At 64.5% G+C, this 26,231-nt stretch carries 23 protein-coding genes; 6 read left to right on the top strand and 17 right to left on the bottom strand.

Annotated elements, in window-relative coordinates; translation table 11 throughout:
* Positions 1-27: 27 nt before the first annotated feature.
* The 5 genes from ruvB to ruvA form a co-directional block, all read right to left on the bottom strand.
* Positions 28-1,095, bottom strand: coding sequence for a Holliday junction branch migration DNA helicase RuvB (gene ruvB / locus WH367_RS05840; RefSeq protein WP_312987863.1), 1,068 nt, complete (start codon positions 1,093-1,095; stop codon positions 28-30).
* A 41-nt stretch (positions 1,096-1,136) separates the two neighbouring features.
* The gene (locus WH367_RS05835) at positions 1,137-3,035 is read right to left on the bottom strand and encodes a trypsin-like serine protease (protein ID WP_339534813.1); all 1,899 of its coding nucleotides are present in this window, start codon (positions 3,033-3,035) and stop codon (positions 1,137-1,139) included.
* Between the two features lie 199 nt (positions 3,036-3,234).
* Positions 3,235-4,683: a trypsin-like serine peptidase gene (locus WH367_RS05830; protein ID WP_339534811.1), complete on the bottom strand. Its 1,449-nt coding sequence runs from the start codon at positions 4,681-4,683 to the stop codon at positions 3,235-3,237.
* Between the two features lie 613 nt (positions 4,684-5,296).
* Positions 5,297-6,769 (bottom strand): trypsin-like serine peptidase, encoded by a 1,473-nt coding sequence (locus WH367_RS05825; RefSeq protein ID WP_339534810.1) that lies wholly within the window; start codon positions 6,767-6,769, stop codon positions 5,297-5,299.
* A 76-nt stretch (positions 6,770-6,845) separates the two neighbouring features.
* On the bottom strand, positions 6,846-7,418 hold the full coding sequence (gene ruvA / locus WH367_RS05820; RefSeq protein ID WP_339534808.1) for a Holliday junction branch migration protein RuvA: 573 nt from the start codon (positions 7,416-7,418) through the stop codon (positions 6,846-6,848).
* Between the two features lie 91 nt (positions 7,419-7,509).
* Here ruvA and WH367_RS05815 point away from each other — a divergent pair, with 91 nt between their 5' ends.
* The 3 genes from WH367_RS05815 (at position 7,510) to WH367_RS05805 (ending at position 9,885) form a co-directional block, all read left to right on the top strand.
* Positions 7,510-8,457 carry a PhoH family protein gene (locus tag WH367_RS05815; RefSeq protein ID WP_021028528.1) on the top strand — a complete coding sequence of 316 codons (948 nt, stop codon included), beginning with the start codon at positions 7,510-7,512 and terminating at the stop codon, positions 8,455-8,457.
* Positions 8,458-8,505: 48 nt separating this feature from the next.
* Positions 8,506-8,964 carry an rRNA maturation RNase YbeY gene (gene ybeY, locus WH367_RS05810; protein WP_339534806.1) on the top strand — a complete coding sequence of 153 codons (459 nt, stop codon included), beginning with the start codon at positions 8,506-8,508 and terminating at the stop codon, positions 8,962-8,964.
* Positions 8,965-9,132: 168 nt separating this feature from the next.
* On the top strand, positions 9,133-9,885 hold the full coding sequence (locus tag WH367_RS05805) for a sulfite exporter TauE/SafE family protein (protein WP_339534804.1): 753 nt from the start codon (positions 9,133-9,135) through the stop codon (positions 9,883-9,885).
* A 66-nt stretch (positions 9,886-9,951) separates the two neighbouring features.
* On the opposite strand, the gene WH367_RS05800 is transcribed toward WH367_RS05805, so the two are convergent.
* The 4 genes from WH367_RS05800 to WH367_RS05785 form a co-directional block, all read right to left on the bottom strand.
* Complete coding sequence (locus tag WH367_RS05800) at positions 9,952-10,854, bottom strand: LysR family transcriptional regulator (protein ID WP_052330205.1); 903 nt, start codon at positions 10,852-10,854, stop codon at positions 9,952-9,954.
* Positions 10,855-10,934: 80 nt separating this feature from the next.
* Positions 10,935-12,098 carry an acyl-CoA dehydrogenase family protein gene (locus WH367_RS05795; protein WP_027011285.1) on the bottom strand — a complete coding sequence of 388 codons (1,164 nt, stop codon included), beginning with the start codon at positions 12,096-12,098 and terminating at the stop codon, positions 10,935-10,937.
* A gap of 67 nt (positions 12,099-12,165) precedes the next feature.
* The gene (locus tag WH367_RS05790) at positions 12,166-12,549 is read right to left on the bottom strand and encodes a cupin domain-containing protein (RefSeq protein WP_021028533.1); all 384 of its coding nucleotides are present in this window, start codon (positions 12,547-12,549) and stop codon (positions 12,166-12,168) included.
* Positions 12,550-12,604: 55 nt separating this feature from the next.
* Positions 12,605-13,585, bottom strand: a complete 981-nt coding sequence (locus tag WH367_RS05785) for a Bug family tripartite tricarboxylate transporter substrate binding protein (protein WP_339534800.1) — start codon at positions 13,583-13,585, stop codon at positions 12,605-12,607.
* Between the two features lie 220 nt (positions 13,586-13,805).
* Here WH367_RS05785 and WH367_RS05780 point away from each other — a divergent pair, with 220 nt between their 5' ends.
* Entirely contained in the window at positions 13,806-14,369 is a 564-nt protein-coding gene (locus tag WH367_RS05780) for a dihydrofolate reductase family protein (RefSeq protein WP_339534798.1), read from the top strand.
* Between the two features lie 957 nt (positions 14,370-15,326).
* Positions 15,327-16,070 (top strand): choice-of-anchor R domain-containing protein, encoded by a 744-nt coding sequence (locus WH367_RS05775; RefSeq protein WP_339534797.1) that lies wholly within the window; start codon positions 15,327-15,329, stop codon positions 16,068-16,070.
* A gap of 33 nt (positions 16,071-16,103) precedes the next feature.
* On the opposite strand, the gene WH367_RS05770 is transcribed toward WH367_RS05775, so the two are convergent.
* From WH367_RS05770 to WH367_RS05735, 8 genes are all read right to left on the bottom strand, one after another.
* Positions 16,104-17,594 carry an N-acyl-D-amino-acid deacylase family protein gene (locus WH367_RS05770; protein WP_339534795.1) on the bottom strand — a complete coding sequence of 497 codons (1,491 nt, stop codon included), beginning with the start codon at positions 17,592-17,594 and terminating at the stop codon, positions 16,104-16,106.
* 33 nt (positions 17,595-17,627) lie between these two features.
* Positions 17,628-18,584 carry a MurR/RpiR family transcriptional regulator gene (locus tag WH367_RS05765; protein ID WP_339534794.1) on the bottom strand — a complete coding sequence of 319 codons (957 nt, stop codon included), beginning with the start codon at positions 18,582-18,584 and terminating at the stop codon, positions 17,628-17,630.
* A gap of 179 nt (positions 18,585-18,763) precedes the next feature.
* Complete coding sequence (locus tag WH367_RS05760; RefSeq protein WP_339534793.1) at positions 18,764-20,035, bottom strand: amino acid deaminase; 1,272 nt, start codon at positions 20,033-20,035, stop codon at positions 18,764-18,766.
* 11 nt (positions 20,036-20,046) lie between these two features.
* Positions 20,047-21,072, bottom strand: coding sequence for an ABC transporter ATP-binding protein (locus WH367_RS05755; RefSeq protein WP_339534992.1), 1,026 nt, complete (start codon positions 21,070-21,072; stop codon positions 20,047-20,049).
* A 2-nt stretch (positions 21,073-21,074) separates the two neighbouring features.
* On the bottom strand, positions 21,075-22,178 hold the full coding sequence (locus WH367_RS05750) for an ABC transporter ATP-binding protein (RefSeq protein ID WP_339534991.1): 1,104 nt from the start codon (positions 22,176-22,178) through the stop codon (positions 21,075-21,077).
* Positions 22,178-23,071 carry an ABC transporter permease gene (locus tag WH367_RS05745; protein ID WP_339534791.1) on the bottom strand — a complete coding sequence of 298 codons (894 nt, stop codon included), beginning with the start codon at positions 23,069-23,071 and terminating at the stop codon, positions 22,178-22,180. Before WH367_RS05745 ends, WH367_RS05750 begins: the two co-directional genes overlap by 1 nt.
* Positions 23,071-24,021, bottom strand: a complete 951-nt coding sequence (locus WH367_RS05740) for an ABC transporter permease (RefSeq protein WP_339534790.1) — start codon at positions 24,019-24,021, stop codon at positions 23,071-23,073. The genes WH367_RS05745 and WH367_RS05740 overlap by 1 nt, the downstream gene beginning before the upstream one ends.
* A gap of 25 nt (positions 24,022-24,046) precedes the next feature.
* Positions 24,047-25,621: an ABC transporter substrate-binding protein gene (locus tag WH367_RS05735; protein ID WP_339534788.1), complete on the bottom strand. Its 1,575-nt coding sequence runs from the start codon at positions 25,619-25,621 to the stop codon at positions 24,047-24,049.
* Between the two features lie 131 nt (positions 25,622-25,752).
* On the opposite strand from WH367_RS05735, the gene WH367_RS05730 reads away from it, so the two are divergent.
* A complete protein-coding gene (locus tag WH367_RS05730) occupies positions 25,753-26,139 on the top strand; it encodes a RidA family protein (protein ID WP_021024851.1) in 387 nt (128 codons plus the stop codon).
* Positions 26,140-26,231 lie beyond the last annotated feature (92 nt).

Below are 26,231 nucleotides of genomic sequence, written 5' to 3'. Positions count from 1 at the left end.
AAAGCCCCATCGATGGGGCTTTACGTTTTACACCAATGCCGCCTGTCCAGGCCCGCCGCCCACCAGACCCAGGTGGCGGTAGGCCGCCTGGGTGGCCATCCGGCCGCGCGGCGTGCGCTGCAAAAAGCCCTGCTGGATCAAATACGGCTCGATCACATCCTCGATCGTGCCGGGCTCCTCGCCAATGCTGGCGGCAATATTGTCCAGCCCCACCGGCCCGCCATCAAAGCGGTGCACCACCGCTTCGAGCAGCTTGCGGTCCATGATGTCAAAGCCCAGGGGGTCGACATCCAGCATGGCCAGCGCGCGGTTGGCCATCTCCTGCGTGATGCGGCCATTGCCTTTGACATCGGCGTAATCGCGCACCCGGCGCAGCAAGCGGTTGGCAATACGGGGCGTGCCGCGTGAGCGGCGTGCAATCTCCAGCCCGCCTTCGTCATCGATGGGTGTGTTCAGCAAGCCAGCGCTGCGCATCACGATCTTGGTCAGCTCTTCAGTGGTGTAGAACTCCAGGCGCGCGACGATGCCAAAGCGGTCGCGCAGCGGGTTGGTGAGCATGCCCGCGCGTGTGGTGGCGCCCACGAGGGTGAAGGGCTGCAGATCCAGCTTGATGGAGCGCGCAGCCGGCCCTTCGCCGATCATGATGTCGATCTGGTAGTCCTCCAGCGCCGGGTAGAGGATTTCTTCGACCACCGGCGAGAGGCGGTGGATCTCGTCAATGAAGAGCACATCGTTGCGCTCCAGGTTGGTCAGCAGCGCCGCCAGGTCCTTGGGCTTTTCCAGCACCGGGCCGCTGGTCTGGCGCAGGTTCACCCCCAGCTCCGAGGCGATGATGTGCGAGAGCGTCGTCTTGCCCAGCCCGGGCGGGCCAAACAACAGCACATGGTCCAGTGCCTCGCTGCGCTTTTTGGCCGCGCCAATGAAGATCTCCAGCTGCTCGCGCGCCTTGACCTGGCCCACATACTCCTGGAGCTGCTTGGGGCGCAGCGCGCGCTCGAGCACCTCCTCCTGCGGCGAGGACTGGCTCGCGGAAATCACGCGGTTGTCAGGGCGGGGGACTGGCGCAGCGGCGAAGGAATCGGTATGGATAGTCATGGATCAGTGCAGGCATGGCCAGGGAGGTGTGCAGCGCATCCCTAAGGCGCATCCCACACATAATAAGCCAGTCCGTCATACAAAAGCCCCGCATTGGCCAGCCAGGCATCGCGCGCCTGCACTTGCAGGCTGTAGAGGTGCACCCCCGGCACATACTGGTAGGCGCGGTAGACGGCCTCCACCCCGTCACCGGGCTGCGCGGGCGACCACCAGGCAATGCCGTCGTAGTTCCAGCTGGGGTGGTAGGTCTGCACAAACTGCCGCTCGGCATCGCTGGTGGTGTAGAAATGGGCGACGACCTCGGGGTTGAAATAGCGGTGCACGGGCACCAGGCGGGCATGTGCGCGGCCTGCGGCATAGAACGCAACGCCGTCAAAGACCAGCTCGTTGGGGAAGCTCGCGATCACATAGTCACGCTCAGAGGCAGACAAGGTATAGAACTCCCCGCCCGAGCGCAGCACCAGGAAGCGGTAGACGGGCATGTGCATATCGCTGTTCATCGCCTTGTCGGCCCCCAGCCAAGCCGCAAAGCTGGCGATGGCCTGGTCCAGCCGGCCATAGACGACACGGCCATCCTTGGCAGGGCACCAGTTGTCACCGCCCGTCAGCGTACCGGTCACGCGGCCATTGACAAACAGGGCCGAACCGCTGGAGCCCGCCTCGATACCGCCCTGGCTCCAAAGCACCCGGTAAAAGCCCCCATCGGCTTGGGCCTGCGGAGCGCAGTCCAAGGTGCGGCCCACATAGTCCACCGCGCACACCGCATCGTCCTGCAGCTTGCCCGATGACAGCATCATCAAGTCGCCACGCGGATGGTGCAGCCCGGCCACCGCAACGCCCCAGGGCTGGGTGGACGCATCCCAGCCGGCAAACAAGGCGCCTGCTGGCGGCGCCTCATCCAGCTGCAGCAAGGTCATGTCATTGCCGATGCCTGTGGCCAGCCAGCGCGCCGCGCTGTAGCGCTCGGCATGGCCGGCAAACAGCTGCTGGCTGCCGCAGGACTGCGAGTAGTAGAACCAGGAGGTCTGCAAGGTCGATGCCGTCGCCTGGTCCCGCACACAGTGGGCGGCAGTCAGCACATAGGGTGTCAGGTCCTGACGTGGGTTGTTGAGCAAGGTGCCTGTGCACTGGAAAGTGCGCGCCTGGCTCACATAGACCATGCGGATCACGGCATCACGCTGGTCCAGCAACGCAGTCTGGCAATTCACATCCTGCTGGCAGGCATTGGAGAGGCGCTTTTCAGACAACGTGGCCATGTCAGCCGTCTTCAGAGCCTCAGCCACCTGGGGCGGCACGACGATCTGCGAGAGCTGGGGCATGGCCCATTGCAGGCTGCTGGTCGCCAACGCGGCGGGCAGCAGGATCTCCAGCACGGGCGTGGGCCCCACATCGGGCGTCCACCAGGTGCGCTGGCCCGTCTGCGCATCGGCAGCCAGGCGCTCGAGCAACGCAGCGCCGGTCACCTCGTAGCTGGCAGCGGCATCGGGCGATGCATAGAGCCGGAACACCGCCATCGGCGGCAAGGCGGCAAACTCCAGACCCAGACGCAGCCCATAGGCATCGTCCGCCCGCCATTGCAAGGCGGCCACCTGCTGGCCTGATGGCAGGGCTCGCCACTGCAACAGACGCGCGACTTTGTCGGCCGTATCCAGGGTATCCAGCGCGCGCGCCACGCCAATCTGGCGGACGCCGCCCTCATCGGGGGCCAGCGCCTTGCTGTCCTGCCAGGGCGGCAGCACGATGGGCACCACAGCCATCGCCGAGAGCGCCACCGCATCCTTGGCCTCCACAGCGCTGGGGCTGGCCGGCATCCTGCGCGCATCGACCTGCCAACTGGCCTGGGCCCAACCACAGCTGCCGGCCACGATGAGCGCGGTGACCCAACGCAGCCCCTTAGCAGAAAGCGCCGAACTCCAGCGGGACACAATGCGACAAGACATGATGGACTCCTCGCGGTTGCGACAAGAAAAGCGCCGCCGATCAACACAAACTACTGACCGGATACAGACAATCTAGAGCAAGCACTTACATCAAGCAAGCCTATCGACTAGTACAAAAACAAAACATTGGTTAACTGCGCAAAGAAAAGGGCCGGCAAACCGGCCCTGCGAGGGCGGCGGCCGCGCCAGGTGTCAGCGATCAGTTGCCCAGCCACTGCGCGGCCCCGTCCGCAAAAAACTTGTCAAAGCTGCCGTAGTAGCTGAGGCCCCGTGGCGCCTGGCAGCGGCTGGAGCCGCCATACAGGGTGCCAATGACGCGGCCGTCACTGAACAGCGCCGATCCACTGCTGCCTCCCTCGGTCCTCCCCTGGCTCCAGCTGACGCTGTAGAAGCCGCCATTCGCATCTCCCCCACTGCAGCTGAAGGTGGAGCTGCCGGTGGACTGGCAGCGGGCATGGTCCGCTACAGCGCCCACGCTGTACTTGAGCAGGTCGCCACCGGGATGGTGCAGACCGTAGATGGCCTGGCCCTTGGGGGCCAGATTTGTTGCATTCCAGCCTGCATAGTCCACCCCTGCCGGAGGCATCTCGTTGAGCCGGAGCAATGCAGAATCTGTCGTGGCCGTGGCGTGCAGCAAGGTGGCACCTGCGCTGCGCCGGGCGCTTTGGGCACTCGGCACACCGGAATTGCAACTGCTGGCGTGGTAGAACCAGCGGGTCTGCAGCGTCGAGGCTACCGATTGGGTAGAGATACAGTGGTTGGCCGTCAGAAAGTAAGGCACAAAATCCGCCTTGGGGTTGTTCAGCAAGGTGCCGGTGCACAGGTAGGACTGGCCGCTTTCCCGGGTGTAGACCATCTGGGCCACGGCATTGCGCTCGGTCTGGTAGTTACTGGTGCAGGACACATCCATGCGGCAACTCTCCAGCGGATCGGCTTCGGTGGCTCCTGCCGGGTCCACGGCGGCCGCTCCCACGGTGGCCGCTCCCACATCCGTGGGCAAGGACAGGTTGTAGAAGATGTGCGAAACCCGGGGGATCGAGATCCGCAATGCCTCCGCGGGCATCCCTGCGGGCAGCACTACTTCGATGGTGGTGTCGCCCGCACCCACATCGGGCGTCCACCAGGTGCTAGCAGGCGCGCCGCTCTCGCCCGCGCTCTGGTTCTGCGCCAGCAGTGCATTGATCTGCGCGCCGCTGCGCTCGACGATCGCTGCGGGATGCTCCTGGCTGTAGATGCGCAGCAGCGCGCCATCGGGCAGCTGCTCCACCAGCACACCGGCACGCAGGCCATAGGCACCCATAGCCTGGATATTGATGGCCGCCACTTGCTGCCCACTGGGCAACGGCGTCCACTGCATGGCCGACTGGGTTTGCGCCACCGATGCGGTGGCATCCACGGCGCGTGCGGCGCCAATCTGGAGTGCCGGGCCGCTCGCCTCCTCGTCAGCCATGGACTCTTGCATTTCCAGCTCGGGCAGCACCACAAAATGCGTTTGCACCCGGGTGCCTAAAGGCACTGGCACCAAGAGAGAGGATTCGACGGCGGAATCCGGCAATACCACCGGGTCCAGGATATAGGTCGTAGGCTGGGCCACCACCATGCCGGAGGTCCATAACAGACCGAGCACTGCATGTTTTGGGTATCTCATGATGGATTCACTCCAAGTCAAAATGCCATTCAAAAGCCTGCAAATCACCGAATTGCGGTTTGCATTTTTATTTTGAAGATATCCAAGTGAGCAGACACCTACAAAGGTAAAGCAAATATCGACCAGTAACAGCAAGAGGGCGACGAATCTCTCCCGTACCCTCTACGCCATAGGCCCACAAAATGAAACTCATCCACCAATATTATTTATTATTCCTTTCATCCGATATTAATAAAATCCAGACCCTATTCGCTTGGCACAGCAAGCCAAAGAATGCCTATATTTACTCGCTTTCTGACAAAGTGAGTGGTGTTATTGAAATCCTTTTATAAAAACCGGCGATTTACAAATGCGCTCTCATGCAGCAGGTTGAGTTTCCTCAGCAGAACATCGCATACCAGGGGCAAAAATTTAATCCGCCTTGGTATTGATGAATTCCGCAAGCGGGGCCGCTTCTCGGTACTGATTCGATGGCCCTACATTGCAGCAGGCCGGTGGATATCTGCAGACCGGAAACCACTCCCCCAGACGTAAAAAAACCTGCCGTTTGACGGGCAGGTTTGTCAGCGCTGGAAGGCTTGCGGCACAAGAGCCGCAATCAGCGGTGCAGCGGTCAGCTGGCCAGCCAGCTCCAGATGCGGTCGCCGAACACCTTGTCAAAGCGGCCGTAGTAGTCGGACGCATTGGGCGCCAGGCAGCTGGCGCCGCCACCGTAGAGGTTACCGACCACGCGGCCATTGCGGAACAGCGAAGAGCCGCTGCTGCCGCCCTCGGTCGTGCCCTGGCTCCAGCGCACGCTGTAGAAGCCGCTGTTCGAGTCACCGGTGCTGCAGGTGATGGAGGTGCCACTGCCTGCGGTGCAGTTCATATAGCCCACGACCGCGCCCACGCTGTACTTGAGCAGGTTGCCGCCAGGGTGGTGCAGGCCATAGACGGCATCACCCACTTGGCCAGCGGTGCGTGCATCCCAGCCCGCCAGGGTCACGCCAACAGGAGGCATTTCATTGAGCTTGAGCAGCGCCGAATCGGTGGTGCTGGTGGCGTAGAGCAAGGTCGCGCCGGCACTGCGCAGTGCGGCATTGGCGCCCGGCACGCCGGAGTTGCAGCTGCTCGAGCGGTAGAACCAGGACGTCTGCATCGACGAGGCCGAGGACTGGGTCGAGATGCAGTGGTTGCCGGTGATGAAGTACGGAGCAAAGTCACCCTTGGTATTGTTCAGCAAGGTGCCGGTGCACAGGTAGGACTTGCCGTCCGAGCGGGTGAACACCATGCGGGCCACCGCATTGCGCTCGGTCTGGTAGTTGTTGGTGCAGGTCGCATCCAGGTTACAGGCGGCCGAGGTGTCGGCCTTGGCCGCGTCTGCCAGCTCGGCCTCGGTGGGCAGCGACAGGTTCTGGTAGATGTGCGAGACCACGGGGATCGAGATGCGCAGTGCATCGGCGCCGGTGCCGGCTGGCAGCACCACTTCGAGCGTGGTATCGCCTGCGCCTACATCGGGCGTCCACCAAGTGTTGGCAGCCGCACCGGTCTCACCCGCCTTGCGGTTTTGCGCCAGCAGCGCATTCACCTCAGCACCGCTGCGCTCGACGATCGCATTGGGGTGTTCCTGGCTGTAGACGCGCAGCTGCGCGCCATCGGGCAGGCTGTCGACCAGCACGCCGGCGCGCAGGCCATAGGCGCCGGTCGATTGGATGTTGATGGCAGCGACCTGCTGGCCATTGGCCAGCGTGCTCCACTGCAGGGCCGACTGGGTCTGGGCCACTGTGCTGGTGGCCGCCACCGCGCGTTGCGTGCCGATCTGCTGGGCCGGGCCGTTGTCGCTGGCCACGGTCTTTTCCGCTTCCAGCTCGGGCAGCACGACAAAGCGGGTCTGCACCGCAGCGCCCAAGGACACAGGCGCCACTGCGGCCGATTTGATGGCCGATGCGGGCAGCACGACCGAGTCCAGCACATAGGCCGTGGGCTGGGTCACATTGCCGTTGTCGTCGTCGGAACCTGAGCCGCCGCCGCAGCCCGCCAATGCCAGGGCCGCAGCCACGCCGGTAGTCCACAACAGACCGGGCACTGCATACTTGGGATATTTCATGGATTCGTCCACTCCGTGTTGGTTGGTATAGATGGTGATACCCGGCCGGGCTGCTGCCCGGCCGCCTCTGCGCGGGCTATTTTGCCAGTGCTTTCAGCGCCTGCTTGATACCGTCGGTTACGCTGATGTCGGCAGGTAACAGTTTCAGAGCGGCAGCCGCATCCTTGTCGCTGTAACCCAGGGCCACCAGCGCTTGCAAAATGTCGACCTGGGCATCGCTGGTGGCAGCGGCCCTGGCACCCATGTCCGCGCCCAGCTTGCCTTTGAGCTCCAGCAGCAGGCGCTCGGCGGTCTTCTTGCCGATGCCCGGCACCTTCACCAGGCGCCCCGCTTCCTGCAAGGACACGGCCTGCGCCAGATCACTCACGCCCATGCCGCTCAGGATGGACAGCGCCGTGCGCGGGCCCACGCCGGTGATCTTGATCAGCTCGCGGAAAGTCTGGCGCTCCTCGGCGCTGCCAAACCCGTACAGCAGCTGCGCATCCTCACGCACGATAAACTGCGTCAGCAGCGTGATGGTGTCGCCCACGGCTGGCAGGTTGTAGAAGGTGCTCATGGGCACCTGCACCTCATAGCCCACACCATGGCAATCCACCAGTACTTCGGGTGGGTTCTTTTCCACCAGGGTTCCGCTCAATCGGCCTATCATTTGTATCTTTCCTTGTAGCTTGTGTGCGGCCGCCCTGTGTGCGTCGCTTGCCGCCTGCAAGCATACTGAATTTTTCACTGGAATTTACCGCGTGATCCTGCGCCACACCTTTACGCCCCACAACAACAACCGCATTGCCAATTTGTGCGGACCGGCCGATGCGCATCTGCGCCAGATCGAGAACCATCTGGGCGTCAAGATTGCCCACCGCCACGAGCAGTTCAAGATCGACGGCCCCAAGGCCGTGGCCAACGAAGCGCTGGAGCTGCTGGAGGCGCTGTACGAGATGGCCGATACGCCCATCAGCGAAGACCAGATCCAGCTGATGATGGCCGGCGACAGCGAGCTGATGGCCGCGCCCGAGGGCGCCATCGTGCTGAACACGCGCCGCGCCGATCTGCGCGCGCGCACGCCCAACCAGGCCGGCTACCTGGAGAACATCGCCGCGCACGACATCACCTTTGGCATTGGCCCGGCCGGCACCGGCAAGACCTACCTGGCCGTGGCCTGCGCCGTCGATGCGCTCGAGCGCAGCCAGGTGCAGCGCATTGTGCTGACCCGGCCCGCCGTCGAAGCCGGCGAGCGCCTGGGCTTTCTGCCCGGTGACCTGTCGCAGAAGGTCGACCCCTACCTGCGCCCGCTCTACGACGCGCTCTACGACCTGATGGGTTACGACAAGGTGCAAAAGGCCTTTGAGCGCAATGCCATCGAGATTGCGCCGCTGGCCTTCATGCGCGGCCGCACGCTCAACAACGCCTTCATCATCCTGGACGAGGCCCAGAACACCACGCCCGAGCAGATGAAGATGTTCCTCACCCGCATCGGCTTTGGCGCCAAGGCTGTGGTCACTGGCGATGTGAGCCAGATCGACCTGCCCAAGGGCCAGTTGAGCGGCCTGATCGATGCCGAGCGCGTGCTCAAGCGCGTCAAGGGCATTGCGGTCAACCGCTTTACCAGCGCCGATGTGGTGCGTCACCCGCTGGTCGCGCGCATTGTGGACGCCTACGACAAGCAGCGCCGCCCCGCGCGCGAAGACTGAGCCCCGCCCGCACACCCCCACCTGTGCCACCCCGCCGATAAAAACCATATGGCATTGAACCAACTCACCCTCTCGCTGCAATTTGCCCGTTTTGACGGCGTGGCCGAGCACCGCGCAGCCCTGCCCCGCAGCCAGGTGACGCGCTGGATTCGCCACGCGCTGGCCGACGACGCCGAGATCACCGTGCGCATTGTCGATACCGAAGAAGGCCAGGCACTGAACCGCGAGTACCGCCAAAAGGACTACGCCACCAATGTGCTGACCTTTGACTACCAGCAGGAGCCCACCGTGCTGGCCGACCTGGTGCTCTGCGCCCCCGTGGTGGCGCGTGAGGCCCAGGAGCAGAACAAGTCGCTGCAGGAGCACTATGCCCACCTGCTGGTGCATGGCACTTTGCACGCCCAGGGCTGGGACCATGAAACCAGCGAGCAGGATGCCGAAGAGATGGAAGCCTACGAGACGGCCATCATGCAAGAGCTGGGCTTTGCCGATCCGTACCAGAAGTAAGGAACGGGGCCCGCTGCCCGGCCATTGGGCGCGCCCGTCTCAAGGCAATGATGACTTTTGAGCGACTAATCGAACCGCTTCTTCGCGCCATTACTACCTAGAATCCTCCTCATAAAGGCCGTGCTGGCAGCGACACCCCGCAACCGCCGGCGCATAACAGGAGGAGACATGCTTGACACCGCCATCTTGCTGGCCGCTGCCCTGGTGGCCGGCGCGCTCAATGCCGTCGCCGGAGGCGGCAGTTTTCTAACCCTGCCTGCGCTGGTGTTTACCGGTGTGCCGCCGGTCGTTGCCAATGCCACCGGCACGGTCGCGCTGCTGCCGGGCTATGCGGCCGGCGCCTGGGGTTTCAAGGACGATATGCAGGCCCCACCCGGCCTGTCGATGAAGGCGGTGATGCTGCTCGCGCTCGTCGGCGGCGCAGCCGGGGCTGCCTTGCTGCTGGTCACCCCCGAGGCCGCCTTCCGCAAGATTGTGCCCTGGCTGCTGCTGGCAGCGACTGCCATGTTTGCCTTTGGCCCGCAGCTGCGCCGGTGGGCCATGGGCGCGCAGCACGGCGCCACGCCCTCACGCAGCAAGGCCGCGCTGGGCATGCTGGCCGTCTCCATCTATGGCGGCTACTTCAATGGCGGCCTGGGCATCTTGCTGCTCGCGCTGCTGGGCTTGCTGGGCCAGACCAACCTGCATGCAATGAATGGCACCAAGAACCTGGTCTCCGCACTGCTGACCGCCATTGCCGTCGCCATCTATGCCGCTGGCGGCGTCGTGCAGTGGCAGCCCGCCTTGCTGATGATGGTCGCTGCCACCTTGGGCGGCTACCTGGGCGCCCGGGTGGCGCGCAAGATTGCGCCGCAGTGGCTACGTGCCGGCATTGTGCTGACGGGCCTGGTGATGGCGGTGCTGTTTTTCTTGAAAGCCTAGTCGGGGGCGCCTGGCTGGCCGCGCCTAACCGGCCGTGCCTAGCCGGGGGCGCCTAGCCGGCCGCACCTAGCCGGCTGCACCTGCCCTCGGCGCCTTGATCACCTCGATCAGCGCATCCAGCGCCGCCGAGCGGCTTTGCGGGTGCCAGACAAAGGCCCCGGCGGTCAGCGCCGTCTGGCCATGGTTGCTGTGCAGCGGCACATAGCGCACTCCAGCCATGCCGGCGCGCTGCATGCAAGACGGCACCAGCGCCACGCCCTGGCCAATGGCAACCAGCGAAATAACGGCCAGCCACTGCCGCACTGCATGGCTGGTGCGCGGGTGGATGCCGGCGTTGTGCAGGCAGGCAATCACATTGTCGTAATTGGCCGGGCTGACATCGCGCACAAACATCACAAAGCGCTCATGCGCGAGGCTGCGCAAATCCAGGCTGGCTTGCTGGGCCTGGGGGTGGTTTTCCGGCAGGCAGCAGACGAGGGTATCGGGCGCCAGCGGCCACAGCTCCAGCCCCGGCGCGGGGGTGATGATGTTGACAAAACCGCCTTGGAGCTGGCCGCGCAGAATCGCCGCCTGCTGCTCGGTGGTGGACATCTCGTGCAAGGTGATGTCGATATCGGGCCGCTGCTGGGCAAAGGCCTGCATCACATGGGGCAGGTCGCGGTAGATCATCGAGCCGGTCACGCCAATATCGAGCTGGCCCTGGCGCCCCTGGGCCACATTGCGTGCCACGTCAGCGGCGCGCTGGATCTGGCTGAGCACCTGGCGCGCCTCGATCAAAAAGGCGGCGCCGGCATCGGTCAGCCGCACCTGCTTGGCATCGCGCTCGAGCAGCCGCACGCCCAAATCTTCTTCGAGCGATTTGATGGCCACCGACAGCGGCGGCTGGGTGATGGCCAGGCGCTGGGCGGCGCGGCCAAAATGCAGCTCCTCGGCCAGTACCACAAAATAACGCAGCAAATGGGTCTTCATCTGCGTATCATGCCCCAGCCAGTGCGGGCTGGCCGCACGGCGAGGGGCATGGCCCGGCAGCGCACTGCGCATGGCGCCGCCTAGTAGGACTTGGGCAGGCCCAGCACCTTCTCTGCGATAAAGCACAGAATCAGCTGCGGGCTCACCGGCGCCAGGCGCGGAATCCAGCTCTCGCGCATCAGCCGCTCGACATGGAACTCCTTGGCGTAACCCATGCCGCCATGGGTAAAGATGGCGGTCTCGCAGGCCTTGAAACCCGCCTCCGCCCCCAGGAACTTGGCCGCATTGGCCTCGGCCGCGCAAGGCTGGTGGCGGTCATACAGCCAGGCCGCCTTCATCGCCAGCAAAAAGGCTGCTTCCAGCTCCATCCAGCGCTCGGCCAGCGGGTGCTGGATGCCCTGGTTCTGACCAATCGGGCGGTTGAACACCTCGCGCTCGCGGGCGTACTGCGTGGCGCGGCCCAGCGCGGCGCGGCCCAGGCCAATGGCTTCGCAGGCAATCAGAATGCGCTCGGGGTTCATGCCATGCAGGATGTATTCAAAACCCCGGTTTTCCTCGCCAATGCGGTCCTCTACCGGAATGCGCAGCCCATCGATGAACAGCTGGTTGGTGTCCACGCATTTGCGGCCCATCTTGGCAATCTCATGCACCTCGATCTTGCTGCGGTCAAAGTCGGTGTAGAACAGCGACAGGCCTTCGGTGCCCTTGCATTCCTCCACCGGCTTGGTGCGCGCCAGCAGCAAGATCTTGCTGGCCTGCTGCGCGGTCGAGATGAAGACCTTCTGCCCATGCACCACATAGTGGTCACCATCCCGCACCGCGCGGGTCTTGAGTTTGAGCGTGTTGAGCCCCGTGTTGGGCTCGGTCACGCCAAAGCAGGCCTTGTCCTTGCCGGCAATCAGTGGCGGCAGCATGCGTGCCTTTTGTTCTTCGGTGCCATAGACCACCACCGGGTGCAGGCCAAAGATATTCATATGCACCGCAGACGCGCCCGACAGGCCCGCGCCGGTGGCCGAGATCGTGTGCATCATCAAGGCCGCCTCGGTGATGCCCAGGCCGGCCCCGCCATAGGCCTCGGGCATCGCAATGCCCAGCCAGCCGGCATCGGCCAGCGCGCGGTAAAAGTCTTCCGGAAAAGCGCCATCGTTGTCACGGGCATGCCAGTAGTCGGCATCAAACGGCGCACAGACTTTCTCGATGGCATCGATGATCTGTTGCTGCTCTTCGGTCAGGGCGAAATCCATGGTGTTGCGGTCCTCAATATCCAATCAGTGGCGCGGTGCCGTGCACGGCGCAGGTTCACATCGCCGCTCAGGCCGGCCGGCGCACCCGCTCTGGGTTCTCGCCATAGGGCGGGCTGTAGATCACCAGCAGCTTGGCCGGCGTGTCGCTGGTGGTCTGGAAGATATGCATCTTGTCGGCCGGGAAAAAGCAGGTATCGCCCGGCAGCATCTCAAAGCTTTCGCCCTCCACCTCGACATGGGCCGTACCCTCCAGCAGGTAGCAGGCCTGCTCCATGCCGGGGTGGGCATGGGGCAGCGCGCCGCCGCCCTTGGCAATCTCGCCCAGCACCACTTCCATGTGCTGGGCGCCCACATTGGCCTGGCTCACCAGGCGGCGGTTAAAGGTACCGGTATGGTTGGCCGGGCTATAGGCCTCCACCTCGGAGGCACGGATCAGGTAACGCGAAGTCATCGTGGAGCAGTCATTCTGTAGGGGTTAACAAAGGTGGCGAAGACAGAGCCCAGGCTTATTGCGCAGGTATGTCAGCCTGTTTGACCAGGCGCCCCCAGTACGCCAGCTGCTCGCTCACATACTGGGTAAACTCCTGCGGGGTCTTGGTAGGCCAGACTTCAAAGCCAATCTGTTCGAGCTGCTTTTGCACGGCCTCATCGGCCAGCACGGCCTGCAAGGCGCCATTGATCTTGTTGACCACCTCCGGGGGCGTGCCCGCCGGCGCAAAAATGCCGTTCCAGGAGGTGATGTCAAAGCCCGGCAAGGTCTTGCCGATGGGCGGCACATTGGGGAGGATCTTGCTGCCCTTGGCAGCGGTCACAGCCAGGGTGCGCACCCGGTCGGTCTTGAGCATGCTCCAGCCCGAGCCCAGGTCCACCACATACATCTGCACCTGGTTGCCCATCAGGTCGGTCAGCGCCTGCGGGCTGGATTTGTAGGGCACGCCAACGATATCGGTCTTGGACAGAAAACGCAGCGTCTCCGACGCCACCAGCGAGGTGCTGTTGGGTGTCGCGTACGAGAGCTTGCCCGGGTTGGCCTTGGCGTAGTCGATCAGCGCCTGCACCGAATCGGCCGGCACGGAAGGGTGTACGGCCAGCGCAAACGGCAGCTCGCCCACGCGGGCGATCGGCGTGAAATCCTTGATCGGGTCGTACTTCAGGCTTTTGACCAGCCAGGGGTTGGCCGAATGCGAGGTATTGGTGGTCATGAACAAGGTATAGCCATCAGGCTTGGCCTTCGCCACCAGGCCGGCCGCAATCTGCGCATTGGCGCCCGCGCGGTTGTCCACAATCACTGGCTGCTGCAGGCGCTCACCCAGCTTCTGGCCCACGGCCCGGGCCACCGCATCGGTGCCGCTGCCAGCGGCAAAGGGCACGATCATCGTGATCGGTGCATTGGGGTAGTTGCCCTGCGCCGCGCTGGCGTAAGCTGCTGTTGTTACGGTGGCGATGGCGGTCAGGGCGAGGCTCGCCCACCATTGGCGTCGTTGCATGTCTTTGTCTCCTGTTTTTAATTAGCCTCTACGGGCTAGCTTGCATGGTGCAGACGTCAACGATTCGCGTCCAATGTTTTATATGGATGGTTTGATATACAAATCGAATTCTTAATTAGGGAGACTGGATACTGTTAAAAAATAGGTAACTCGCCCCAGCGTCCTGCTGCAGCCTGCCTAGAATGCAAGGCTTAGCCCGTGATTTTCACCAGGACATCCCATGCACTGCAGCAGCTTTATCGCCACCAGCCTGGACGGATTTATCGCCAAGGCCGATGGCAGCCTGGACTGGCTCAATGCCGCCAATGCCACCGTGCCAGAGGGGGAAGACTGCGGCTATGCGCAGTACATGGCCGGTGTCGATGTGATCCTGATGGGGCGCAAAACCTTTGAGACGGTGCTGTCCTTTGGCGCCTGGCCGTATGACAAGCCGGTCTATGTCGTGTCTCGCCAGTGGAACGCCCTGCCCGCTGGCGCGCCCGCCACCGCCCAGCTGTGGAAGGGCAGCCTGCCGGCGCTCCGCACCCATCTGGCCGCCAGCGGCGTGCGCGCGGCCTATGTCGATGGCGGGCAGCTGATCCAGTCCTTTATCAACGCACAGCTGCTCGACGAGATCACCATCACCCGCATCCCCGTGCTGCTGGGCAGCGGCCTGCCGCTGTTCGGGCCCTTGGCCGATGGAATCAGCTCGGTGAGCGCCCAGCATCTGCAGACGCGCAGCTATGACTTTGGCTTTGTGCAGAGTGACTACCGGCTGCAATACTCGGCAGGCGACGCGCTCTAAATAGATGCCACCCCTGGCTGGTGTCGCTCAGGCATGGCCACAGCCGGCCTTCGCCGCTGCCCTGCGCTGACAAGCAGTTCTCAAACTCCTCTGGCTGCAGATGCCGGCAGGTCAAGCCGATCACATCGCCAGGTAAATTCACCATCCCCCGCCATTACGCGCCTGGGTCGCTTGAAGTCGCTCAGGATGTTGCACACCCACTACAAGCTGCGGCCCATCCTGGTCCGGCGCCCAGACCGACCTGCCTGGCCTGTTTGAAGCAGTTCAGCACCTCTTGCATCGCCCTCCGCTGCAAGCCCGGAGCACGAGTTGCAGGCCCCTGCTTTGCGCTGCTGCATGCCAGATGACAACGCCCGCATGCACCGTAAAACTCGTGCGGTGGCACGGGCCCCTGACAGCCTGCACAGCAGCACAGCAACGCATAGAACGCCGCTGGCCTGCCAGCGCGGCATAAAGCTAAGGGATGCGGCTGCGCTCCAGAATCGGCACTTCTCTGGCCCGCCATCAGGGCTTACCGGCTGCGAAAACGGCAATGCGCCAAGGGGTGGATTGACGGCTGCAATCAGGATTAAAAACACACGCTGCTGATAGCTATCATCAATTTAGATAAATTTCAACAATTGATATCAAAACATAGATATTCATATTTAATTTATGCAATGCTTGCACAATCGTGAGAATCCCATTGTCTACGCTTCAGCATTTGGCCGGAATTGATCCAGCGCAGCGCATGCCAACACCCTCGGTGCTATAGAGCCGGCCCCCGTGCCAGAGGTCTTGTGCCAGGGCAGGTTGCAGCAGCCATACCGGCTGCCAAGGTCTGTGGTTGGCGCGCAGCGCAGGCTGGACAGAAGCGATACGACGGGATGACTGACAAGGCTTGCTAACTCTGGGAAGTCACCACGCTGCCGATGCATCGGCAGCGCTGGTCTCAACCAACTACAAGGACTCGTTCACATGCTCAAGAAAATCCTGATGGCCTCGGCCACCACCGTGGCGCTGCTTTCCGCACCGGCACAGGCGCAAACCACCACGCCAGAGGTGCTGTACTCCGCACCACCCTCTAATCCGGTAGGAGGCTGGTGCACGACCCGCGACCAGTACCGCTTTGCCGTCAAGCTCACGGTGCCTGCGGGCCAGTCCTTTGACCTGACCAGCGTCAAGCTGCCGCTCTGGTTTGAGGAAACCAACCCGGCTACCGCCATTGATGTGCAGGTGCATCAATGGACGGCGGACGCAACGGAGCCCTCTGCCGCCGATCTGCTGGCCACCTTATCGATGGTGGAGACCCTGCCGCCGCCCCAGGATACGGGCGTGAGTGATTCTGAGCGCCACGAATACAACTTTGTACCCAGCCAGCCACTGCGTCTGCAAAGCGGCAGCAGCTACTGGGTATGGTTCGCTACTACCACCGTCACTGGCGGCTGTGATGTGTACACCTCCACGTCCGCATTGCCGACTGGAGGAGTCTTTGTCCGCGCTGCCGAATACCAAGGCCAGTACACCGACTGGCTGGACCGCACCGACGACCGAGTGACCGAGCTGGTCGTGATGGGTACGCCCGTGGTCAATGTGGATCCGCCGGTGGAGCCCACCGCCCCCACGCCGGTTCCGGGCCTCACGGGCCTGGCGCTGCCGCTGCTGAGCTTGTCTTTTGCCGGCCTGGGCTTGTGGGCCCAAAGAAGGCGCTCTTCCCGCTAAGGAAATCCAAGAGGCGCGCAGGACCGCAGGGCGCTAAGCGGCAGCGCAAGCTGCCGCCCGCCGCACAAACCGCCCAGCCCGCGCCGGCAAGGCGCCCGCCTCTTCCGTGTAACTAAGCACGCCATTGACCCAGACGGCTTCCACACCCACACTGCGCTGCTTGGGGTTTTCAAAGGTGGCCTGGTCCTGGATGCGCGCAGGGTCGAACACGACCACATCGGCGGCCTTGCCGGCGGCCAGCAGGCCGCGGTCGGCCATGCGAAAGCGCTGGGCCGACATGCCCGTCATCTTGTGCACGGCCTGGGCGAGGCTCAGCACGCCCTTGTCGCGCCAGTACATGGCCAGCACGCGGGGGAAGGCGCCCCAGAGCCGAGGGTGAGGGCGCTCGTCGTTGGGCAGGCCGTCCGAGCCGATCATGGCCAGCGGGTGGCGGATGACGCGCTCCACATCGTCTTCGCGCATCTGGAAATAGCAGGCATTGCCGGGCTTGAGGCGCACGCAGGCGTCGTATTCGCTGATGCCCCAGTCGGCGGCAATATCGCGCAGGTAGCGGCCGCCCACCTCGGGGTGGGGCTCGCTGCGGGTGATCAGGATATCGATGACGCCATCGACCAGGTCCTCGCGCAGCACCGTCGACCCTGCGGTGTAGGGATAGACGTCCATCGACAGCTCTTGCTGCTGCGCCAGTTTGTCGACCAGCGGCAAGGTCTGCAGGGTGCGGCCCCAGTTGGCCGAGCCCGCGCATTTGTGGTGCGACAGCACCAGCGGCAGGCCCGATTGCTGGGCCGTGCCGGCAGCCTCCAGCATGGCCTCCAGAATGCCTTCGAGCTCGTCGCGGATATGGGTGGCATAGACGCCGCCATGCCGGGCGGCCACGGTGGCCACGGCCACCAGCTCCTGCATGTCGGCCGCGTAGGCCTCGCGGTAGAAGATGCCGCTGGACAGGCCCAGGGCTCCTGCCTGCATGGCCTCGTGCATGTCCTGCGCCATGGCCTCGCGCTCGGCGGCATTGGCCGGGCGGCTCAGATCGGCCATGTGCTTGATGCGCAGCGAGGTGTGGCCCAAGAGCGCCGCGATGTTGATCGAGGGCTGCGCCGCATTGACGGCGGCTGCGTAGTCCTGCATGCTGCCAAAGCGAAACTGCTGGTCGCCCAGCAGCGACAACGGCGCGGGCGGATGCGCCGTGACCACCGGCGCCAGCGAGATGCCGCAGTTGCCGGCGATCACCGTGGTCACCCCTTGCGAGAGCTTGGGCAGCATGGCCGGGCTGTTCAGCGCGGCGGCATCGTCATGGGTGTGTACATCTATAAAGCCCGGGGCAATCACCTTGGCCGTGCAATCGATCTGCAGCGGGTTCTGCACCTTCCAGTCGGCCAACTCCGCCTGCTCGGCGGCATCCACCGCGCCATCGCGGGCAAACACGCCGATGATGCGCCCGCCCTGCAGCCAGACATCGCCAACAAACTCCGACAGGCCGGTGCCATCCACCACCGTGCCATTGCTCAACCACACTCTGCGTTCCATTGTTGTCTCTCCAGGCGCTGCTGCCGGCTGCCATCAGCCAGCGGTTTTGCCTTGTTGCTGGCTGGGGGCGGCTGCATCGGGCACGGGGCCCCCTTTGCGCTGCTGCGCGGGCTGCTGAAAGCCCATGTATTCATAGCTGTCAAAGCCATGGGTCTCCAGCAGCCGCTTGTACTGCTGCATGCCGGTGACCACGCGTGGCCCCAGAATCTGCGCCAGGCGCACCATCATGATTTCGATCACCACCAGGTGGGCCAGGTAGGCCTCGGTGCCCACGCGCATCACCGCGTCCTGCGGCACATTCACCGCCAGTACGTGGTCGGCCATCTCGGCCAGCGGCGTATCTGGCTGGGTCAGCGCCACGACGGTAGCGCCCTGCTGCTTGGCAAACTGCGCCGCCTCCAGGGTGTAGGGCATGCGCCCCACATGCGAAATCACAAAGGCCACGCCGTTCTTGCCCAGGGTCGAGGCCGACACCAGCTGCTGGTGGGCATCAAAGATGGCATTGGACGTGAGGCCCAGGCGGAACAAGCGGCTTTGCAGCTCTTGCGCCATAAAGGACGAAGCCGCCCCGACCGAGTAGCAATCGATGCGCGAGGCCTTGGCCATCTTGCCGGCCACCTCGTCGATCAGCGCTGCATCCAGGCGCTGGCCCAGGTTGGCAATGGCCCCTGCTGCCGCATGCACGATCTTGCTGACCACCTCGGCGGTGGAGTCGTCCTGCTGCACGCTGCGGTGCAGGTGCGAGCCCGAGACCGCCAAGGTCTGCGCCAACGCCACCATGAACTCGCGCACCGAGGCATAGCCAAAGCGGCGGCACATGCGCACGATCGTCGGCATCGACACATTCGCCTGCAGCGCCAGCTGCTCGACGGTGGCCAGCACCGCAGCGCCGGGGTCGCGCAGGATCACATCGATCACCTGGCGCTGGGCCAATGGCAGCGCGGCCTGCTGCTGTTGCAGCAGCTGCAGGCTCAAAACCGAGCGATTCATCACCATGCTCCCCATTGATAGCCTAGCCACTGGTTGGAGCAGAGCCGATGCGCGGGCAGCCGAGCAAGGGCCGGAGCGGGCCGCGCCGCCCCGCAGCGAGGGCTGCGTCCCTCTTCCCATGCATAGCATGAGAGAAGGGGGAAGGCGCAGAGCGCCTCAGGGGGTTGTGCTCTAAGCATTCAGAACCTTGTCTCGATCGCATCGACCAGGTTCCAGGCATCGTCCACCACCGGAATCCAGCGCCACTTGTCAAAGGTGGTGCAAGGGTGGGAGATGCCCAGCGCAATGCGGTCGCCCACAGCAGGGGCGCCCTGCGCCGGGTCAAAGCGCAGATAGGCATGCTGATCGTTCAGCGCCGAGATGGTCCAGCCGGCAGGGGCGGGCTGCGCCTCCTGGCTGCCGCGTGGTGCATGGCGTTGCACGGAGGGCATCTCCAGATCGTAGGAGATATCGCGGCGGCCGCAGGTGAGCAAGGCCAGGCCGGGCTCCGGCACGGACTGCACCATGGCCCAGACCTCGAGCGCCGCCTGCAACGAGTCGGCCACGCCCTCGCGCTGCTCAACCAGCTTGAGCAGGCGCCGGTAGTTGCCATGGTCATGGGTGATATAGCAGCCCGAGCGCAGCACACCGGTAAAGGGGCGTGACAGGCCCGCGCCCTGCAGCAAGGGGACGACCAGGTCAAAAATGGCCGAGCCGCCGGCACTCAGAATCGGCGCCTCCTCAGGCAGCAGGCCCTGTGCATCGCAGGCCTTGGCAATTTCGACCACGCGGCGCACCAGCTCGGCCACGGCGGGGATGTCATGCGCGCTGTCGCACTGGGTCAGGCCCCCCTCATAGCATTCGATGCCGCCCAGCTGGGCGCTGCCGCTGGCATGGATGGCCTGGGCCAGCGCCAGCGCCTCCTCCTGGCTGCGCACACCGGTGCGCTGGCCAGGAATGCCGACCTCGATCAGCACATCAAAGCGGCGGGCGCTGTTGCGTGCACGGCTCCAGTCCTCGATACAGCGCAGCTGGCTGATCGAATCGACCAGGAACCAGACGCGCAGATCGGCGTGCTGGCTCAGCAACGCGTCCAGCCCATCCAGATCGGCCGGTGCCACCACCTGGTTGGCAATGATGGCGCGGCGCGCACCGGCCTCCACACCGACCGCCAGTTGGAAGATGGTCGCAAAGGTCAGGCCCCAGGCGCCGCCTTTGAGCTGCAAATCAAACAGCTGGGGCGACATGGTGGTCTTGCCGTGCGGCGCAAACTGGATCTGGCGGCGCGCCGCATAGTCCTGCATCCAGCGGGCGTTGTGGGCCAGCGCCGACTGGCGGATGACGGCCAGCGGGTAAGGCAGGTCATCGCACAGCACATTCCAGCCGCGTGCGGCCAATGCAGAGGCCTGGGTGGGGGCAGCAGCCAGCGGGTAGCTCTTGCTGCGCGCGTCAATCAAAAAATCGGGTTGCATGGTTCACTCTCTCAATCTTGGACTTTCCAGCAGGCCTGCAGATGGCCTTCGGCCACGGGGCGCAGCTGCATATCAGCCTGGGCGCAGCGCGCCTCGGCCTGCGGGCAACGGGTACGAAAGACGCAACCACTGGGCGGGTTCTTGGGGCTGGGCAGGTCTCCCGTCAAGAGCGGGATCGTGCGCCGCTGGGCCGGGTCCGGAATCGGCGCGGCTGCCAGCAAGGCCTGGGTGTAGGGGTGGCGCGGCCGGGCATACAAGGCCTCGGTCGGTGCCACCTCCACCACACGGCCCAGATACAGGACCACCACGCGATCGCAGAGGTATTCCACCACATCCAAATCGTGCGAGATGAACAGCAAGGTCAAACCAAGGCGGTCTTTGAGGTCGCCCAGCAAATTGACCACCTGCGCCTGGATGGACACGTCGAGCGCCGACAGCGGCTCATCGGCCACGATAAAGCGGGGCTCCACTGCCAAGGCTCGGGCAATGCCGATGCGCTGGCGCTGGCCGCCGGAGAACTCATGCGGAAAGCGCTCGGCATGCTCGGGACGCAGACCCACCTGGTCCAGCAGCTCGGCAATGCGCGGCTGGCGGGCTGCGCCCGGCGCCAGGCCGTGGGTGGACAGCGCCTCGCCCAGCACATCGCGGATGCGCATGCGCGGGTTCAGGCTGGCATAGGGGTCCTGAAAGATGATCTGGATATCGGCGCGCAGCGGCCGCATCGCGCTCGCGCCCAGGTGCGCCAGGTCCACGGTCTCGCCGCCCTGCTTGCGAAAATGCAGCTGGCCGTCCGTCGGCTCGATCAAGCGCGTCAGCAGCCGGCCGATGGTGCTTTTGCCGGAGCCGGACTCGCCCACCAGGCCCAGGGTCTCGCCCGGGAAGATGTCAAACGAGACATCCTGCACCGCACGCACCGGGTGGGCGCCGCTGCCAAACTGCTTGCTCAGATGCTGGATGCGCACCAGCGGCTGGGCCACTGCGGTGGCGCCAGTCGCTGCCGTGGCCCGCTCGGCCGGGCGTTCCAGGGTGTCGGTCATGCTCATGCGGCTTCTCCTGCGCGAATGCAGCGCACCTGGCGCTCGCTGGGCTCGGCATCGTTGCCGCTGCGCCATGTCTCCAGGCCGGGCATGGCTTGCTCGCAGGCGTTCAGGCGCTTGCTGCAGCGCGGCGCAAAGGCGCAGCCGGGCGGTGGGCTCAAGGGGCTGGAGACCTGGCCGGGGATGGCATCCAGGCGGCGCCGCCCCACAAAGGCGGGTTTGCCACCGGCGCGCAGTTCGGCGGCCTCGGCCAGCTCGCGCTGGCGCGCCATGCCGGGCAGGCAGCCCAGCAGGCCTTGGGTGTAGGGGTGCTGGGGCGCGGCAAACAGCGCATGCACGCTGGCGGTCTCCACAATGCGGCCGGCATACATCACCGCAATCGCATCGGCGTACTGCGCCACCACGCCCAGGTTGTGGGTCACAAACAGAATGCTCATGCCCGTCTCCTTTTGCAGCCGGCCCATCAAGGCCAGGATCTGCGCCTGGATGGTCACATCCAATGCGGTGGTGGGCTCATCGGCAATCAGCAGGCTCGGGTCGCAGGCCATGGCCAGCGCAATCATCACCCGCTGGCGCATGCCGCCAGACAGCTGGTGCGGGTACTCATGCACGCGCTGGGCGGCAGCCGGTATCTCGACGAGCTCCAGCATGCGCTGGGCATGGGCCAGGGCTGCTGCCTTGCCCAGGCCCTTGTGCAGGCGCACCGATTCGGCAATCTGCTCGCCCACGGTCAGCACCGGGTTCAGGCTGGTCATCGGCTCCTGGAACACCATGGCCAGCTCATTGCCGCGCAGCGCACGGAGGGACTTGGCATCGAGCGAGAGCAGATCGACGGTGCGGCCATCGCGCTGCACAAACCGGGCCTGGCCCTGCACCTGGGCCTGCGAGGTCTTGGCATGCAGGCCCATCAGCGACAGGCTGGTGACCGACTTGCCCGAACCCGACTCGCCCACCAGGGCCAGGGTCTGGCCCGGCAGAATCTGGAAGCTCACATCGGAAACGCTCTGGATGCGCCCGCCTTCGGTGGCGAACGAGGTCGACAGCGAGCGCACATCCAGGCGGGGCGCGGCCATGTCGGCGGCCGCTGCAGGGGTGGCGGTGTTCATCATGATTTGTTCTTCAGCTTGGGGTCGAGCAGATCGCGCACACCGTCGCCCAGCAGTTGCAGCGACAGCGCCGTCAGCACAATGGCCACGCCCGGGGTCAGAATGGTCCAGAAGGCCTTGTCGGCATACTCCAGGCTGCCGGCAATCATCGTGCCCCAGGTGGGGATATCGGGCGGCACGCCCACGCCCAGAAACGACAGACCCGCCTCGGCCAGGATCGCATAGGCAAAGATGAAGGTGACCTGCACCAGCACCGGCGACAGCAGGTTGGGCAGGATGTGGCGCCACAGAATCAAAGGCGTGCGCACGCCCAGCGCCTTGGCGGCATCGACAAACAGCAGCTCGCGCAGCACCAGGGTCGAGGCGCGCACCACGCGGGCCACGCGCGGCGTGTAGACGATGGTCAGCGCCAGAATCACATTCCACAGTGAGGCCCCCAGGATCGACACCAGCGCAATGCCCAGCAGGATGTCGGGGAAGGCCATCATCGCGTCGACCAGGCGCATCAGCGGCGCATCGAGCCGGCGAAAGTAACCGGCCAGCATGCCCAGCAAGGTGCCCAGCACCACGGCGCCCAGCGCGGTGAAAAAGCCGATCATCAGCGAGTAGCGCGCGCCATAGATGATGCGCGCCATCACATCGCGCCCCAGCTCATCGTTGCCGGCCCAGTGCGCCCAGGACGGCGCATGCAGGCGCATGCTGATGTTCATGTCATTGGGGTCGGAGTCGGTCAGCAGCGGGTAGAGCAAGGCGGTGGCTGCAATCAGCAGCAGCACCACGGCGCTCGCCAGCACCACCTTGCGCGCAAACAGCCGGCGCAAGGTTTTGAACCAGGGGGACTGGGCCCAGCCGCCGCGTGCGGGCAGCGGCAATGCGGTTGGGGAGGCGTTCATCATTGGCCCTCCAGACGAATGCGGGGATCGACCACCGTGTAGAGCAGGTCGATCGCGAGGTTGATGAAAACGTAGATGGCGGCAATGACCAGCAAGGTGCCCTGGATGACGGGATAGTCGCGCCGCAGCACGGCGCGCACCACCAGGTTGCCCACGCCGGGCAGGTTGAACACGGTCTCGGTCACCACGGTGCCACCAATCATCAAGGCCAGGGTCAGGCCCAGCACGGTGACGACGGGCACCAGCGCATTGCGCAGCACATGCTTGACGAGCACCACCGACTCGCCCAGGCCCTTGGCCCGGGCCGTGCGCACATAGTCCTCACCCAGAATGTCGAGCACCGAGGCACGCGTGAAGCGGATGATCAGCGCCGAGTTGAGCACGCCCAGTACCAAGGCGGGCAGCAGCAAGTGCTGCAGGCGGTCGCCAAAGCTCGCATCCGGATCGCCATAGCCCGAAGCCGGAAACCAGCCCAGGTGCACGGCAAAGATCTGGATCAGGATCAGGCCGAACCAGAAGCTGGGAATGCTGGCGCCCAGCATCGCAATGGTGCTGAGCACCTGGTCGATCCAGCTGCCGCGCCACACCGCCGCTGCCATGCCGCAAGGCACACCGATCAAGGCGGCAATCGACACGGCGAACAGCGCCAGAAACATCGTGGGCTCGGCGCGCTCCAGCAGCGCATGGGTCACAGGCATTTGCAAGAACAGCGACTGGCCCAGGTTGCCTTGCAGCACCTGGCCAATCCACAGCACAAACTGGGTGGTCAGGGGCTTGTCCAGCCCGTACTGCACGCGCGCGGCAGCAATATCGGCGGCGGTGGCCTGGTCACCCAGCAGCAGCGCTACCGGATCGCCCGATGCCAGGCGCGTGAGCAGGAACACCAGCACGGCGACCAGGGCGAGCACCACCACCGCGCCGCCCAGGCGCTTGAGTAAAAAATGCAGCATGGCTGAACTCGAGAAACGCTGGGGCTTACTGGCTCAGCGAGGTGTTCCAGAAGAAAGGCCAAGGCATGGGGGTATAGCCCTGCAGCTTGGACGAGCGTGCCGACAGTGCATTGAACTTGCCGACTTCGACAAAGGGCACCTCGTCATAGACGAGGGCCTGCACCTGGCCCCACAGCGGGCCGCGCTTGGCCACATCGGGCTCGCCATTGAAGGCGGCAAGCGCGGCCTTCTTGGTCTCGGTCTCCCACCAGCCGGGGGCGCCGCTGCCCATCTGGGGCGGCGACAGCATCGGCTCAGGGAACAGGCCCGAGTGGGTCATATAGACATCCCAGAGCTTGGCATCGTTGCGGCGCTGCACCAGGGTGGCCCAGTCCACCACCTGCAGCTCGGTCTTGAAGCCGGCGCGCTTCAAGTGCTCGGCCATCACCAGCGCCATGTTGTAGTGGAACTCATACTGGCGGCTGGCCATGATGCGGATGGGCTCGGACTTGTAGCCGGCCTTGGCCGCCTGGTCCTTGGCCAGCTGCGGGTTCTTCTGGTTGTAGAGCTTGGCGCCAGCATCCGAATAGTACGGCGTGCCCTTGGCAAAGAAGTTGGGCTCGGCCGCAAAGAAGCGCTTGTCACCAAAGCCGGCCTGCAGCATCTCGGCCGGGCCCATGGCCGTCTGCACCGCCTGGCGCAGTTCCTTCTTGGCCAGCACGCCTTCCTTGGTGTTGAAGACGATGTAAGGGAAGCCAAAGTTCTGCGTGACGATCGGCACCACATTGGGCGCGGCCTTTTCCAGGCGGCCTACCGATTCGACCTGCAGCAGATCGGCGTACTGGAACTGGCCCGAGAGCACGCCCTCGACCCGCGTCGTCGCATTGGGCACCGGCACAAAGCGCAGCTCATCGAGCTGGGCCTCGCGCTTGCCGGCGTAGCCACTGGCGGGCTCGCTGCGTGCGGCGTACTGGTCAAAACGCGCCAGCACGGTGAACTGGTCGGGCTTGCGCTCCTTGAGTTGGTAGGGGCCAGTGCCGATGAAATCCTTGAGCACCGGTGCCACCACCTCCTTGGGCATGATGCCGGCCATGCCGCTGGGCATCGCCAGGTGGGCCAGCAGCGGTGCATACACCGCCTTGAGCTTGATCTCCACCGTCTGCGGGTTCTTGGCGCTCATGCTGGCAATCTCCTGGCCCACCGCCTTGCCGCGTGCCGACACGTCCATCCAGCGCTGCAGCGAGGCGACCACGTCCTCGGCCACCATCTCCTTGCCGTTGTGGAACTTGACGCCCTTGCGCAGGCTGATGGTGTAGGTCAGGCCATCGGCAGAGATGACCGGCATGGCCTGGGCCAGCATCGGCTGGATGCGCCACTGCGCATCAAAGGTGAAGAGCGGCTCGTAGACGTGTTGCATGATGGTGCCCACCAGGTCGGTGGAGCTGACCATCGGGTCCAGGCTCTGGGGCTCGCCAATCATGGCCAGGTTGGCCGCCCCGCCCTTGTGGGCCGCCTGGGCCCAGGCACTGCCCGCTGGCAGGCCTACGCAACCGGCAGCCAACAGGGCTGCGGCAAGCAGTTGGCGACGGGAGGTGCGGACACGCAAGGCAAGGGCGTTCATGGGGCAGGCTTTCATCGAAGGGGAGAAGAAATTTTTTTACACCACAACCGCTAAAAACTGCCTTCAAATCGTCTTATTGACAGATTTATGGGTTGTTGATGTAATATCTTTACATACAGGAGCCCACCCCCATGACAGTAATTACCCTAGGCCAACCCCCTCTTGCATCGGACCGTCTGGCCCGTCCGCTCTCGCCCGCGGTGCGCGCTGGCGACTTTGTTTTTGTCTCCGGCACCGTGCCCACCGATGACCAGGGCCAGGTGGTGCCCGGCGGCATCGAGGCGCAGACGCGCGCCGTGTTCAAGCGCCTGGAAGAGGCCTTGGCCCTGGGCGGCTGCACCCTGGCCGATGTCGCCAAGGTCAATGTCTGGCTCGATGACCCGCGTGATTTCGGCAGCTTCAACCGCGTCTACATGGAGTGCTTTGGTGACCACCGCCCGGCCCGCTCGACCGTGGAATCGCGCCTGATGATCGATGCCAAGGTCGAGATCGATGTGACGGCCTACAAGCCGCTGTAAAACCACTAGCGCGCAGGTGCAACGGGCGCGCGCAGCAGGCGCGACAGCTGCCCGCTGCAGGCGCTTCTACAATGGCCCGCGCAGACTTGGTC

Source organism: Comamonas sp. MYb21 (genome assembly GCF_037479395.1).
Lineage (GTDB): Bacteria > Pseudomonadota > Gammaproteobacteria > Burkholderiales > Burkholderiaceae_C > Comamonas.
Note: the sequence above shows the minus strand (reverse complement) of the source record. Positions and strands in the feature narration are given on the sequence as shown.

Coding starts and splice junctions, on each gene's coding strand:
- WH367_RS05765 (WP_339534794.1), bottom strand. CDS start 18,584: ATGAATCGCTCGGTTTTGAGCCTGCAGCTGCTGCAACAGCAGCAGGCC.
- WH367_RS05770 (WP_339534795.1), bottom strand. CDS start 17,594: ATGGAACGCAGAGTGTGGTTGAGCAATGGCACGGTGGTGGATGGCACC.
- WH367_RS05750 (WP_339534991.1), bottom strand. CDS start 22,178: ATGAACACCGCCACCCCTGCAGCGGCCGCCGACATGGCCGCGCCCCGC.
- WH367_RS05785 (WP_339534800.1), bottom strand. CDS start 13,585: ATGCAACGACGCCAATGGTGGGCGAGCCTCGCCCTGACCGCCATCGCC.
- WH367_RS05805 (WP_339534804.1), top strand. CDS start 9,133: ATGCTTGACACCGCCATCTTGCTGGCCGCTGCCCTGGTGGCCGGCGCG.
- WH367_RS05830 (WP_339534811.1), bottom strand. CDS start 4,683: ATGAGATACCCAAAACATGCAGTGCTCGGTCTGTTATGGACCTCCGGC.
- WH367_RS05790 (WP_021028533.1), bottom strand. CDS start 12,549: ATGACTTCGCGTTACCTGATCCGTGCCTCCGAGGTGGAGGCCTATAGC.
- WH367_RS05800 (WP_052330205.1), bottom strand. CDS start 10,854: ATGAAGACCCATTTGCTGCGTTATTTTGTGGTACTGGCCGAGGAGCTG.
- WH367_RS05795 (WP_027011285.1), bottom strand. CDS start 12,098: ATGGATTTCGCCCTGACCGAAGAGCAGCAACAGATCATCGATGCCATC.
- WH367_RS05745 (WP_339534791.1), bottom strand. CDS start 23,071: ATGAACGCCTCCCCAACCGCATTGCCGCTGCCCGCACGCGGCGGCTGG.
- WH367_RS05760 (WP_339534793.1), bottom strand. CDS start 20,035: ATGCAACCCGATTTTTTGATTGACGCGCGCAGCAAGAGCTACCCGCTG.
- ruvB (WP_312987863.1), bottom strand. CDS start 1,095: ATGACTATCCATACCGATTCCTTCGCCGCTGCGCCAGTCCCCCGCCCT.
- WH367_RS05755 (WP_339534992.1), bottom strand. CDS start 21,072: ATGACCGACACCCTGGAACGCCCGGCCGAGCGGGCCACGGCAGCGACT.
- WH367_RS05780 (WP_339534798.1), top strand. CDS start 13,806: ATGCACTGCAGCAGCTTTATCGCCACCAGCCTGGACGGATTTATCGCC.
- WH367_RS05835 (WP_339534813.1), bottom strand. CDS start 3,035: ATGTCTTGTCGCATTGTGTCCCGCTGGAGTTCGGCGCTTTCTGCTAAG.
- WH367_RS05730 (WP_021024851.1), top strand. CDS start 25,753: ATGACAGTAATTACCCTAGGCCAACCCCCTCTTGCATCGGACCGTCTG.
- WH367_RS05825 (WP_339534810.1), bottom strand. CDS start 6,769: ATGAAATATCCCAAGTATGCAGTGCCCGGTCTGTTGTGGACTACCGGC.
- WH367_RS05775 (WP_339534797.1), top strand. CDS start 15,327: ATGCTCAAGAAAATCCTGATGGCCTCGGCCACCACCGTGGCGCTGCTT.
- WH367_RS05735 (WP_339534788.1), bottom strand. CDS start 25,621: ATGAACGCCCTTGCCTTGCGTGTCCGCACCTCCCGTCGCCAACTGCTT.
- ruvA (WP_339534808.1), bottom strand. CDS start 7,418: ATGATAGGCCGATTGAGCGGAACCCTGGTGGAAAAGAACCCACCCGAA.
- ybeY (WP_339534806.1), top strand. CDS start 8,506: ATGGCATTGAACCAACTCACCCTCTCGCTGCAATTTGCCCGTTTTGAC.
- WH367_RS05740 (WP_339534790.1), bottom strand. CDS start 24,021: ATGCTGCATTTTTTACTCAAGCGCCTGGGCGGCGCGGTGGTGGTGCTC.